At 63.7% G+C, this 13622-nt stretch carries 7 protein-coding genes; 5 read left to right on the top strand and 2 right to left on the bottom strand.

Features of this window, described 5'->3' with window-relative positions; translation table 11 throughout:
- The first annotated feature begins 77 nt into the window (after positions 1 to 77).
- Genes ACH488_RS03540 through ACH488_RS03555 form a run of 4 tightly spaced genes read left to right on the top strand, consistent with a single transcriptional unit; the run spans position 78 to position 8440 of the window.
- Positions 78 to 722, top strand: a complete 645-nt coding sequence (locus tag ACH488_RS03540) for an SAF domain-containing protein (RefSeq protein ID WP_397322308.1) — start codon at positions 78 to 80, stop codon at positions 720 to 722.
- The gene (locus ACH488_RS03545; RefSeq protein WP_397322309.1) at positions 719 to 2026 is read left to right on the top strand and encodes a CpaE family protein; all 1308 of its coding nucleotides are present in this window, start codon (positions 719 to 721) and stop codon (positions 2024 to 2026) included. Before ACH488_RS03540 ends, ACH488_RS03545 begins: the two co-directional genes overlap by 4 nt.
- A gap of 57 nt (positions 2027 to 2083) precedes the next feature.
- Positions 2084 to 6940, top strand: a complete 4857-nt coding sequence (locus ACH488_RS03550) for an NAD-glutamate dehydrogenase (protein ID WP_397322310.1) — start codon at positions 2084 to 2086, stop codon at positions 6938 to 6940.
- Positions 6941 to 6970: 30 nt separating this feature from the next.
- On the top strand, positions 6971 to 8440 hold the full coding sequence (locus ACH488_RS03555; protein WP_397322312.1) for a sensor histidine kinase: 1470 nt from the start codon (positions 6971 to 6973) through the stop codon (positions 8438 to 8440).
- A gap of 75 nt (positions 8441 to 8515) precedes the next feature.
- Here ACH488_RS03555 and ACH488_RS03560 read toward each other — a convergent pair whose 3' ends face one another.
- Positions 8516 to 8764, bottom strand: a complete 249-nt coding sequence (locus tag ACH488_RS03560) for a WhiB family transcriptional regulator (protein WP_003804966.1) — start codon at positions 8762 to 8764, stop codon at positions 8516 to 8518.
- A gap of 242 nt (positions 8765 to 9006) precedes the next feature.
- On the opposite strand from ACH488_RS03560, the gene ACH488_RS03565 reads away from it, so the two are divergent.
- Positions 9007 to 9516 (top strand): hypothetical protein, encoded by a 510-nt coding sequence (locus ACH488_RS03565; RefSeq protein ID WP_397322313.1) that lies wholly within the window; start codon positions 9007 to 9009, stop codon positions 9514 to 9516.
- On the opposite strand, the gene ACH488_RS03570 is transcribed toward ACH488_RS03565, so the two are convergent.
- Complete coding sequence (locus ACH488_RS03570) at positions 9513 to 13598, bottom strand: FtsK/SpoIIIE domain-containing protein (protein ID WP_397322314.1); 4086 nt, start codon at positions 13596 to 13598, stop codon at positions 9513 to 9515. The genes ACH488_RS03565 and ACH488_RS03570 overlap by 4 nt on opposite strands.
- Positions 13599 to 13622: the final 24 nt, after the last annotated feature.

Here is a 13622-nt window from a genome sequence, read left to right on the forward strand (position 1 = left end):
TTTGGTGCTCCCGATCGGCCCGGCAAGAATGGGTAGGCCCGACGACATCCTGCATGAGCTGACTGGGAGCGCCACGAATGGACCAAGACAACACGAGCGCCGGCGGAAGGCTGAAGAAGCCCTCGTGGAAGGATCCGCGCCTCCTTATTGGACTCCTGCTGGTTCTTGTATCGGTATCGGGGGTGGTCGCGGTTGTCGGTTCGGCGGACAAGACCACGCCGATGTTTTCCGCGCGGGAACCAATCGCCGTGGGCCAGCTGGTCACCCGCGATGACCTCAAGGTAGTCAATGTGCGCCTGGACGAGGTAGAGCCGGAGTATATGACCGTTGCGGATGGACTGACGGAAGGCAAGGTAGCGCTTCAGCGGGTAGAGAAGGATCAGCTCGTTCCACGCAGGAGCCTCGGGCAGCCGGAGTCCCTGAACCGTAAACCGGTAGCCATTTCAGTGGAGGAACCGCTGCCTGTGCAGGTGGTCGCCGGTGCCCGGGTGGACGTCTGGGTGGCGATGCCGGGTTCCAAACGGGCTTACGACCAGCCAACCCTGTTGCTGCCTGGGGCCGAGATATCGCAGGTAACTCCGGGCTCTACTACTCTGGGCGGTTCAAAGGCCACCGTTGTCCTGGTGCTCGTGACAGACCAGCAGATGCCCGCGTTGTTGGGGGCGCAAGCCAATGCCGCCAAGGTGTCGGTGGTGTGGAACCCCTCGGGTGTTGGCCGATGAGTATTGCAGTTGTCACTTTTGGACAGGCGACCGAAGCCCTGGTGGGCGGACTTGAACGCTTGCACGGACCAGTCACGGTTGTTCGGCGCTGCTCCGAATTGGCTGAGCTCATGGCGGCCTGCCAGAGCGGGCTGGCCCAGGCCGCTGTGGTGTCGGAAGGCTCGGGAGATCTGACTGCTTCCTTGGTGGCCCGGATGGATATTGTCGGGGTTTCCATAGTTGCGCTGACCGACGATCCAGCCGAGGCTGCGCGCCTGCAGTCCTTTGGCGTCACTCCGGCGGCGGTGGGTATCGGGCCAAGCGAGTTGGCCGGGAAGATATCCGAAGCAGTGGAGATGCACCGGGAGCGGGGCTGGCAGGGGTCCGTCATGGATGCCGGATTCGCCGAACTGTCTGTCCACCCGTCGGGTCCGGCGGAGCCGGCCGTTCCGGAGGATGGGTCGGAGCCTGGCCGGGTTATCGCGGTGTGGGGGCCTGTGGGAGCGCCAGGGCGTACCACCGTTGCCATCAACATTGCTGCCGAACTTTCTGCGGCAGGAGACACCGTGATCTTGATTGATGCTGACAGCTATGGAGCGAGCGCGGCGGCAATGCTTGGCCTCCTCGACGAATCGGCCGGGCTCGCCCAGGCCTGTCGTTTCGCGGACCAGGGAATCCTGGATGGGGCGGCCTTCGACCGCGCGGCCACCCATGTCCACACCTCGGCCGGGAGCTTCCGGATCCTCAGTGGCATTACGCGCTCGGATCGCTGGACGGAACTGAGGGCCCCGGCCTTGTCCGTCGTCCTCGAACGTGCAAGGCACGCGGCAAGCGTGGTGGTGGTGGACGTGGGATTCTGTCTTGAAGCAGACGAGGAGTTGAGCTTTGACACGATGGCGCCGCGCAGGAATGGGGCGACCCTCCGGTGCCTGGAGTTGGCCGATGAGGTTATAGCCGTTGGTGCGGCCGACGCTGTGGGCGTCCCCAGGCTGGTCCGTGGCCTCGCCGATCTGGAGATGGCCGCTCCGCACCTCTCACCGAGGATCGTCCTGAACAAGGTTCGGCAGGCGTCGGTGGGGAGGTCGCCCCGTCGACAATTGGCTGAGGCGTGGCAGCGCTTTGGGCCGCTGCGGGGCATCGAGGCGTATCTCCCGGCGGACTTTCCTGCTTGTGATGCTGCCTTGCTCTCCGGGACCGTCCTGCTGGAGTCTGCTCCCGGTTCCTCCCTGCGGTTGGCCATCGCTGGACTGGTCTGTGCACCCAACCAGCAAAATCGCAAATCTGCTGGACGATCTACCAGAGCCATACACCTGCTTAAGCGCTAGGCTCACCATGTGGGCTGCAGAGTCGCAGCAATCGACAGGTAATGGAGGCGTTTGTAGATGTCGTCAGGGTCCAGCGTGGAGGATCGGTCCGATGCAGCAGTTGTCCGGGAAGGGTTCTTCGGTGACTACTACGAGCACCTCGCCGAAGATGACTCCCGGGGTTATTCCCCCGAACTGCTGATTGCCCGGGCCAACAAGCACAAGAAGATCGCGGAGTCCCGCCGGCCCGGCAGCCCGATTGTCGAAGTGGACAGCGAAGCCGACCGAAGTGTCGTTTACATCGTCACCGACGACATGCCTTTCCTGGTGGACTCAGTCAACGCCGAACTGGTACGTCAGAACTGCGCCATCCGCCTGGTGATGCACCCCCTCTTCGTGGTGACGCGCGACCGCGTGTCCGGTGCTTTGAGCAAGGTCTCGCGGGTGCCGTCCAACATTGGCATTTCCAGTGGCGACACTGCCGCCCTGCCCAGCGTTGCCCACCTGCTTGGCGACGGTGACAACGCTTCCCACATGGAGTCGTGGATTGCAGTGGAAATCGACCGGGTCAGCGACGATGCCCGCAGTGAGCTGGTCGCCGGGCTGGTAAGGGTCCTGGGAGACGTCAGGGCCGCCGTCGAAGACTGGCCAAAGATGCGGAGCAAGGCCCGTGAGTTGGCTGAAGCGTTGGGGACAGTCGCCCACCCCGAACAAATCGCCGAACTCCGGCAGGCGCAGGACCTGCTGCGGTGGTTGGACAACGGGAACTTTACCTTTCTCGGTTACCGGGAGTATGACCTCATTGACGACAATGGCGAGGATGTCCTGGAACTTCGGGAAGACAGCGGCCTCGGCCTGCTCCGCGCTGGCGACAACACCCGTCAAATCCAACACCTGACGGACGCCGGCCGCAAGCGGGCACGCGAAAAGCGTGCCCTGGTGATCACCAAGGCAAACTCGCGGTCAACCGTTCATCGCCCGGCCTACCTTGACTACATCGGCGTCAAGAGCTTCGATGCCGCGGGCAACGTGAACGGCGAACGCAGGTTCATTGGTTTGTTCGCCACCAGTGCCTACACAGGATCGGTCCGCAGCATCCCTATTGTCCGGGACAAGGTGGACGCCGTGCTTCGCAATGCGGGGTTCCCCACCGATTCGCACTCGGGCAAGGACCTCCTGGGCATCCTGGAAACGTACCCCCGCGACGAGTTGTTCCAAATCGAGATCCCCGACCTCGCGGCGACCGCAACGGGAATCCAGAGGCTCCAGGAACGGCGCCGGACCAAGCTCTTCCTCCGGCCCGACATCTACGGCCGGTTCATGTCCGCCGTCGTTTATTTGCCACGTGACAGGTACACCACCAGCGTTCGGCTCAGGATCGAGCAGGAGCTTCGGGAGACCTTCCACGCAGAAAGCATCGACTACGAGGCCAGGATTACGGAGTCAGCCCTCGCCCGCGTGTTCTTCCGCATCCGGCTGCCCCGCACCGCCGAACTCGCCGACGTTAACGTCCAGGAGCTGGAGCACAGGCTGATGCGTGCATCCCGTTCCTGGAGCGAGGGCATCGCCGAGGTCCTCAGGGAAAACCGGCCCGGCGACGAAGCTGAAGTGTTGTCAACGTTGTGGGCGGAAGCTTTCCCGGCGGGTTACCGCGTGGACTACGAGGTGGAAGACGCTCTTGAGGATATTGAGCGTTTCGAAAACTATGGAGCCCAGGCCAAACGCACAGGCGCGGCTGACGCCGGGATCCGTCCAGGCGTGCACGTCTACCTCCCGGAAGGGGCAGGGGAGTCCCTCGAGGAAGACGCCCGGGTAAAGCTCTACCTCATGGAGCCCAAGAGCCTGAGCCAAATCCTTCCCTACTTCCACAACCTGGGCCTGGAAGTCCTGGACGAGCGTCCGTTTGAGATCGAAACAGCCGACCACCGCGACTTCTTCCTTTACGACCTCGGCTTGAAGTACCCGGCGGGGATCGATCCGCTCGCAACGGGTGACCTCCTTGCCGACTCCTTCGGTGCTGCGGTGACGGGCTCGGTCGAATCGGACAACTTTGACCGGCTGGTGCTGCGCGAAGGCATTCACTGGCGGCAGGTGACGGTGCTGCGTGCTTATGCCAAGTACATGCGGCAGATGGGCAACACCAACTCGTTTGGGTTCATCGCCGACACGCTCCTGGCCAATCCGGACGTCGCCCGCGGACTGATGGTGTTGTTCGCGGCCCGGTTTGACCCGGCCGTGGAAGACGGGCAGCGCTCCGCCCGCCAGGCCGCCGCCCGCCTGGCGCTCGCCGAGGCAATCGAGGAGGTCGCCACGCTTGACGCAGACCGGGTGCTGCGCACGTTCGTCAACCTGATCGAATCGACGCTGCGGACCAACTACTTCCAGGACAAGGGCTACCTGAGCTTCAAGCTCGATCCCACCACCATCGATGGGCTGCCCTTCCCGCGTCCCATGTACGAGATTTGGGTTTACTCGCCCCGCGTCGAAGGCGTCCACCTTCGTTTTGGCAAGGTGGCCCGTGGCGGCTTGCGGTGGTCGGACCGCCGGGAAGACTTCCGGACCGAAATCCTGGGCCTCGTGAAGGCGCAGACCGTCAAGAACGCAGTGATCGTTCCGACAGGAGCGAAGGGCGGGTTCTTCGCCAAGAAACTGCCCAACCCGGCCGTCGACCGTGCGGCCTGGATGGCCGAGGGCATCGAAAGCTACAAGACGTTCATCCGTGGGCTGCTGGACATTACGGACAACCTCGTGACGTCCTCCGACGGCGAGCGGCTTGTCCCGCCGTCGGACGTTGTCCGTCACGACGGCGACGATTCCTACCTGGTGGTCGCGGCGGACAAGGGAACGGCAACGTTCTCCGACACAGCCAACGGGCTCGCCGCCGAGTACGGTTTCTGGCTTGGTGACGCTTTTGCGTCCGGCGGCTCGGTGGGTTACGACCACAAGGCCATGGGCATCACAGCCCGCGGTGCGTGGGAATCCGTCAAGCGACACTTCAGTGAACTTGACCTTGATACCCAGACCGAAGAATTCACTGTGGTGGGCGTAGGCGACATGTCAGGCGATGTCTTCGGCAATGGCATGCTGTTGTCACGCCACATCCGGCTCGTGGCTGCCTTCGATCACCGGCACATCTTCCTCGACCCTGCCCCTGATGCAGCCTCCTCGTTTGCCGAGAGGCAGCGCTTGTTTGAACTGCCGCGCTCATCATGGGATGACTACGACCGTTCGCTCATCAGCGAAGGCGGCGGTGTCTACGCGCGCCAGGCCAAGACCATCCCTGTTTCCGAGCAGGTCCGCCAGGCGCTGGGACTGCCCGAAGGCACCACCCAACTGAGCCCGCCGGAGTTGCTCCGGGCGATCCTCCTGGCCCCGGCAGACCTGCTGTACAACGGCGGGATCGGCACCTACGTCAAGGCCAGCACCGAAACCAATGCCGTGGTGGGCGACAAGGCCAACGACTCCATCCGGGTGGACGGCAAGGACCTGCGTGTCAAGGTTGTCGGCGAGGGCGGAAACCTGGGCTTGACCCAGCGGGGACGCATCGAGGCCGCCTTGCAGGGCGTCATCCTCAACACCGACGCGATCGACAACTCTGCCGGAGTGGACTGCTCGGACCATGAGGTCAACATCAAGATCTTCGTGGACCGCATGGTTTCGGCCGGCAAGCTGGACGCGTCCGAAAGGGCTGCGTTCCTGGCCGACATGACCGACGAGGTGGGCCGCCTGGTCCTGCAGGACAACATCGACCAGAACATCCTGTTGCTCAACGACCGGACCCGTGTTGCCGAATGGAGCCCCAGTTATGAGCGGCTCATGGACTGGCTCGAGAAGTCGGCCGACCTTAAGCGCGACCTTGAGGCACTGCCGTCCACCGAGACGCTGCGGCAGCGGCTCGAACAAGGCCAAGGACTGACGTCTCCGGAACTGTCCGTCCTGGCGGCCTACGCCAAGATCGAACTCGGAGCGGCGCTCCGCGACAGCAACCTCGCGGATGATCCTTGGTTCAAGGACACCATCCGCTCGTATTTCCCCAAGCAGCTTCGCGACAAATTCGACGCCGAACTGGACACCCATCCGCTGCGCCGGGAAATCATCGCCACTGTGGTGGCGAACGACATCATCAACCTGGGCGGAATCACCTTCGCCTTCCGGGCCATCGAGGAGACCTCGGCAAACGAGGTGGCTGTTGCCAAGGCGTTCGTGGCCTTGCGCGAGATCTACGACCTTGACTCGATGATTGACGAACTGAATGCCCTCCCGGCCTCGTTCCCCACCGAGCACTGGAGCGAAGTCCACTTGGACATCCGGCGCCTCCTGGACCGTGCCGTCCGTTGGGTACTGGGCCAGAGCATCGCTTCGCAGCCGATTGCCGAGGTGGTGGAGTCCTTCAAACCGATGATGGCGCCGTTGCGGGGCCGGTTGCTGGATTACCTGCGCGGTGAGGATAAGGAACGCATTTCCGGTTGGCTGGACAAAGCCCATGGCTGGGAACTTCCGGATCACTTGGCTCACAGGTGGGCGGAACTCTTCGAAAGCTACGCGCTTCTGGACATCGCAAGGATTGCCCAGGCCCGCGGCACCAGCGTCGAGGACGTGGCACAGGTCTACTACACCGTGTTCAACCGGTTCCACGCCGACTCGCTGCTGGAACGCATCAGCGCCTTGCCCCGTGATGACCGGTGGCAGGCGTTGGCCCGCGCTGCCTTGCGTGACGACCTCTACTCCACCGTGGCGGATATGACGACGTCGGTCCTCGAGTCGAGCGACGCGGCAACCGCCGCCGAGGATCGCCTCAAGTCGTGGGAGGGACAGAACGCCGAGCAACTTGGACGCGCGAAGACCATGTTCGATGAGGTGAATGCCCTCGAAGCCGACGACATGGCCTCACTGTCGGTAGCATTAAGGCTCTTGAGGTCAATCGTCCGACGCTAGCGTTGTGCCCGCGTCGTAACTGGAGGTGCAGTGGCAATCTTTACGGACCCCATCAGGGAACATGCTGATTTCGGGCCGGGAGATGCTGAATGGCTGCACCTCCTGGTCGGCGACTGGCAAATGGTCGCCGACTTGGCGTTCGCGGACCTCGCTTTGTGGTTTCCGCATCCCGAGCTCGGTTACATAGCCCTCGCCCACGTCCGTCCGTCGACATCCCACACGGTGTTCCACGCGGACTTCGTTGGCGAGGGCATCCGCTCCGACCTGCGTCCCTTGGTGGACAAGGCTTGGAACAGCCGCTCGATCGAGCGCTCCAGCGAGACAAGCTGGAGCAGCGAAATGGCCTTGCGCGTTGAGGCCGTTCCGATGGTCCGCAACGGCCGGACCCTCGCTGTGGTGACCTCGCACATGGATTTGTCGAGCTCCCGTATGCCGTCGCGGCTCGAACTGACCTATCGCCAGTGTGCCTACGACCTCCTCCGCATGGGAACCCTTGGGCTCTGGCCGGACTTCGCCTCGCCCACGGGTTCCCGCCGTGGCGCCCCGCGCGTGGGTGACGGCTTGATTCGGCTCGATGCTGACGGCGTGGTGCAGTACGCGAGCCCCAATGGAGTCTCCGCTTTCCGCCGGCTTGGCGAAGTGGAATCGCTGGAGGGCAGGTCCCTGGCCGAGGTTACCGCCGGGCTGCTGAAGGACCGCCGGATGGTCGATGAGACGTTGCCCTTGGTGGTCACTGGACGCATGCCTTGGCGCAGCGAAATTGAGTCCCGCGGCGTCAGCCTCTCACTGAGGGCCATTCCCTTGCGGGACGAGCAGCATCGCTTTGGCGCCCTGGTCCTGTGCCGTGACGTCTCGGAACTGCGGCGGCGGGAAATGGAGCTGGTGACCAAGGACGCCACCATCCGCGAAATCCATCACCGGGTGAAGAACAACCTCCAGACGGTGGCTGCCCTCCTCCGGATGCAATCCCGACGCATGGTCAGCGACGAGGCAAAACAGGGGTTGGAGCAAGCGATGCGCCGCGTGGCGACCATTGCGCTGGTCCACGAGACGCTGTCCCAGGGGTTGACGCAGAGTGTGGACTTCGATGAGCTCATTGGCCGGCAGTTCAGGCTCTCGGCAGAGGTTGCTTCACCGTCGCAGCATGTCCGCACTGAGCGGTCCGGCCTGTTCGGTGAATTGCCCAGCGATTTTGCCACGCCTTTGGCGCTGGTCATCAATGAACTTGTGACCAACGCCGTTGAGCATGGCCTGGAAGGGCGGACCGGGACTGTTTGGCTGTTGGCCGACCGTACGGCCGGCGATGGAAATGACGAATTCCTGACCGTAACCGTCGCCGACGATGGCGTGGGGCTTCCGGACGGACAGTATGCCGAAGGCCTGGGTCTCCAGATCGTGCGAACCCTCGTCACCAGCGAACTGGGGGGCACCATCCAGTGGAGCCCGCGCGACGGTGGGGGTACCGCCGTCGACATTGTCCTCAACCTGGCCCGGGGTTAGGCCCGGCGCAGTTGCCTTAATGCGAAAGACCGCGGACCAGTTTGGTCCGCGGTCTTTCTTTGTTTGTTCGAGTGCCTAGGAAGCCCGGCGTGCGCGGGCTGCGCGGCGCTTGAGGGCGCGGCGCTCGTCTTCGCTCATGCCGCCCCAGACGCCGGCATCCTGTCCGGACTCGAGGGCCCACTGCAAGCAGGTGTCCACAACGGGGCAGCGGCGGCAAACACTCTTGGCTTCTTCTATCTGGAGAAGTGCAGGCCCCGTGTTTCCGACTGGGAAGAAGAGTTCCGGGTCCTTGTCGAGGCAGGCTGCGCGATTACGCCAATCCATGCTGATCAGTCACTCCATTCGTGTGAGAACTAGGTGAGCGGCTCTTGTGAAAACATTCACGAGAGGCTCCAAAGGAAAGGGGCCCGCATGGGCCCCCTTGGTCGTCTGAGTCAAGCGTTTCATGTTAACGCCTTGTAAACAAGGGGTTTTAGTTGTTGAAATGCCCGGAATCCGTGAGCGATGCATCACATCAGCTGCCAGTGCCCTCACTGCTCAATGACTATCTCGGGTAGTGTGCCAGTGTGTCAAGACCTCCCGCCAACCCTGCCCAGCCATCCTCAGGCCACGATGGAAACGACGATTCAACCCGCCCTCCGGCCACGGCAAAATCCGCAGGTCCAGAACAGGGCCGGGGCGGCCGGCCCGCAGGCATCGTGGTCATCTCCCTGGTGGTGGTGCTTGAGGCACTTGCCCTCTTGGGAGCTGCGGCCTGGTATGCCTTTGAACTGCTGAGCGGTGCGCCCGTCCTTACCTTCTGGGGGGCTGTCTTCACGTTGGGGCTGCTGCTGGCTTTCTCTGCCTGGTTGTTCGCGGTGGGACACTTCCTCTTCCGCGGGTACAGATGGACCAGGGCAGCTGCACTGGTTGCGCAGTTGTTCGTCCTGACCATCGGATTCCCGACGATGTCCGGCGGGTTGCTCCTCCCCGGCCTGGCCATGATTGTTCCGGCGCTTGCCGCGCTGGTGTTCCTGTTCCAGCGCCCAGTGATTTCCTACGCGTCACGGACCGGCGGTTCGCAAGGCGCCATTTAGCCCTGCCGGCTGTGGTCGAAGACTGCTTGGAAGGGCAGCAGCTCGTTGCCGCTGATCCGGAGTCCGCGGCCGGGGATGGCCTGGCCTTCCACCGGCAACCGGACGCCGAGAATATCGGCGTCCAGGGGAGACCCCGGTGCCAGGACAATCCCCATCCGGCTGGCTTGCACGTCATCAATAAGGGGCAACCTTCGGTGTAGAGCCGGGCTTGTGGTCGCGGTCAGGATGATGCCGCGCGTCTGTCCCATGAGGCTGGCTAGTGCTTGGCGTGCCTCCGGGTCCAAGGTGTCCGCGTCGTCAACCAGCAACAGGCATTCCGGATCGCAGCTTTCGGACTGGAAATCCGTGGCTGCCTTGGCCCAGAAAGGTCCGGGTTGTTCTCCGGGCCCGGGACGGATCCACCGAGCGTGAGGGTTGAGGGCCTGAAGGGTGTTGAGGATGGATGTCTTTCCTGAACCGGGAGCGCCGAGCACAAGGCTCAGGCCCTTTGGCTTGAGTGGCAGTGCCACCGGAACTGCCTCGTCTCCGCCCAGTCCGATCCAGAGGTTCCGGGGATCAAGCGAAGCAGTGTTGGAAACCTTGAGCTCAAACAGCGCCCGATCGAGCCGGCGCGGAAGGGCCCGGACGCGGAACGGTGGTTCTGATGTGCTGGTCCGTTGTTGAAGTGGCCCTGTGGGTCCGGTCGGGGCATCGCGGAATTGGGCGGTGGAGGGTTCACCATGGGCGATGGCTCCGAAGACCACGGCCCTTCCGGGGACCTGTTGTGTCTCCGGGAGCCGGGGCCAATGAAACCGTGATTCGTCTGTTGATGCGGTGGGAAAGAAGGCACGGCTTGGAATTGCGGCAAAGAAGCGGGAGCCTACCAGCTCGCGCTCGCCACAGACCAACACGGTGACTCCGAGCGCAGTGCCATCCCGGACGATATCGCGGAAAAGGTCTTCCGCCCCAGCCCACTGGCTGGCCCTGAAAGCGGCTTGCCATGCGCACCAACCGGCCACAACAAGGACCAACGGTGGATGTTGCCTTCCGGGATGCGCGGAGCTGCGTCGTTCGGCCATCTCTTGGGATAACCGCTCCAGGACCCGGGCTGCCAACGGCAGTTCGTGAAGCCCGGCGGTGGCGCCGCACAGGCGTGACTCTCCGGCCGGTCCGAGGATGCCAACGGCGTCGAGGATGTAGAGGTGGGGACCCGCAGGGTTGCCCTCAAGAGCGGCAGTTACTGCCAGGAAGCTTTGGGGCATGCCGCTGGCTCCGCTGCCGATCATGGCCAGATGCCCATCGGACTGCGGTGCCCACTGAAGGATCTGAACCGACTGGCGTTCCGGTCTGTCCAACAGGCCGAGATCGACCAGCAGTTCGGAATCCTGACAGAACGAACCGTCACCCGGGCTTTCCGGACCACGCGGTGCGGCAAGTGCAGACAAGTCCGCGTCCCATGGAATGCTGGCCGGGAGTGGAACGTGTATGGGATGGCGCGGAGTACTGCCGCCATGAGCGTGCCATGCCGTCCCGATGGCGGACACCACCGTGGCAAGGCCCGTGGTGGCGGCGTGACCAGGTCCATCAGGACGTGCCGAGGGCGGGTGTCCCGAGTTCAGGGCGTTGCGGGCAGACTTCACCAACGACGCGTCGACGGCCGTGCCGGGGGAGTCCCCGCCGGGGACATCCAGGCAGGCTGATTGGAACTCCTCCGGGGGCCCGGAAGCCCGCACCAGGAAGGCGCGCCCGGGGAAGCGGACGGGGATGGCCGCTGCGGCCTTGGAATTGATGATGTCCATGGACTCGCCGTCGGACTGGACGCGAAGGGCGATGCTGGACGTTACGTTTGCGCGGATATCGGAGGTCAAGGCACCTTGGGGTTTCTGCGTGGCCATCACCAGGTGGATGCCCAGCGACCGGCCGATCGTGGCGATGCGCATAAGTTCGCTCAAGGCCGCAGGGGCGTCGTCCACCAACATCCTGAATTCGTCGACAACGAGCATCAGATGGGGGATGGGCAAAGAGTCCGCGTGCTGCGAACGCAGATACCCGGCAAGATCCGCGGCTCCGGCTGCGGACAGGCGTTCCTCGCGGTACCTGATTTCAGCCCGCAGGGAGGCCAATGCCCGCTCCAGCTCGTAACTGGCGAGGTCCGTGAAGATGCCGACGCAGTGGGGCAGTGATGTCAATGGCCCCAGCCCTGACCCGCCTTTGAAGTCGATGAAAACGAAGACGACGTGCTCCGGCGTGTATTTGAGCGCCAGTGAGGCTACGAGTGTCCGCAGCAATTCCGACTTGCCGGAGCCCGTAGTACCGGCGATCAACAGATGGGGTCCGTCCACGTGGAAGTCGAACGTCAGCGGACGGTGCGCGTCCCTGCCGAGGATTGCCTCCAGGGCCTTGCGCCGGCTTTCCGATGTCCAGCGCCGGACCACGCTCCGGGACCTGATTGATGCAAGTTCTTCGAGTGAACACTGTGCGGGTATGACGGGGTGGTGCCCGGTGGTTTCCCTCGGTTCCCTGCCCGCGAGATGGCGGCATGCGCGATCGAAAGTGCGTTCCGACACCAAATCCGGAACGAATGGCAGCACCGTTCCACCGGTTTTGAGCCTGGCCGACACTCCGGAGGCTTCGAGTTGGACGACGTTGGCAGGTTCGTCGCCCGCTCCGCTGCCATGGATGATGAGCTGCCACGAGGCAGCTTTCGCTGCAGAGATGAGGTTCTCGTAGTCGTCGACCGTAGGGCCGGGGTCCAGGATGAACAGTTTCCCGGCACGCCTGCCCTCAAACCGGCCGAGGGCGTCCAACGCCGAGGAATTGTCTGGGACAAGAACACATCCATCCAGGAACCGCGCGGACAAGGGTAGCCGGTGGGCTTTGCCGAGCAAGATCACCGGGATGCCCGAGGCCAGGGGGAAGCTGGCCAACTGCACCACCAGTAAGCGGACCAGTCCGTCTACGTGGTGGCGTGGTCCTAGGAGGGTCACGATTGGCAGTGACGGATCCAACGTCACGGGAGCGGCTTCAAGTGCGGGCGGACTGAAAGAGGGGTCCGGTGGTACCACCCGGATGTTGGATACCACCCTTCCCACCCCAAGCCGGAGCCAGACGTGGACTTCCCTGGTGCCCAGGTAAGGGTCTGCCGGGCCGGTCTCCGTCGCGGAGGAGGATAAAGCAACGGGTAAGGGACCAACTTGCCAACAGGACCCTTCGCACACGTGACCGGCAGCGACGCTGATCTCTGCCGCAGATGGCGAGCACCGCCTTCGTCGCTCTGCGTCTTCGCGGACGGCCCGCTCCAGCGCCGTCCGGAATTCCTGGTTTCCTTTCCTGCCCGCCATAGCCGGAACCAGGAGACTGGCAGCGGAGATGGCCGTAAAGCCGAGGAACATCCACATTCCGGTTGCCACTGCAAGCCCCACCCCAACAAGCAGGGGGAGCAGGGCGCCGATGGCAGTCGCCCAACGGTTTCGCGGGGGAGTCCTCCGGCTGACATCGAGCGGTTCCTGCACGGATCTGCCGGCTTCGGTCGGTAGGCTTGGCCTGCCCCCGGTGGACGCGTGGATCGAGAATTCCGAGTTGCCGCAGTGCACCTTCGACGACGAGGTTAAAGTGGAGCGGCGGGCACGCCTGCCGTCTACGTGCACTAAGCCGGACGTCTCCTTCAGGCGTAGCGCCGTTGCAGAAACTTCCAACAGGGCATGATCCCGCGACATGCCAGGATCCGGGAGTGAGACATCGCAGCTTCCCCGACCGATGGCGTAGCGTCCGCGCGTCAGGAAGAACACGGCACCGGCGTCGGGGCCCGAGTGCGTCAGCAGCATCAACGCCGAAGGCTGACCCATATCCCGTGGGGCACCTGTCCCACGCTTGCTGACAGCGCCGTCCACCAGTACCGCGCCATTCACCAACGGGGGCTTTCCCACTGTCAACGCCGCCACGTCCACTCCCGCGACGGACAGCGCGCCGGAGTGGCGCGCCACTGTCAGCAGCTTCTGCAGCCGGTCACCGGGGGTGCCGTCGGCGACATCGATGGAAAGTTCCTCAGGCTGCGATTGAAACGCCGCTGCAGGGCCGCGAACAAGGGTGCACTCAAGGGGCATCGGCTGTTCCTTTCGATTGCGCCG

Origin of the sequence: Paenarthrobacter sp. NPDC018779 (assembly GCF_044391085.1) — a bacterium.
In the GTDB taxonomy this organism is placed as follows: Bacteria; Actinomycetota; Actinomycetes; order Actinomycetales; family Micrococcaceae; genus Arthrobacter.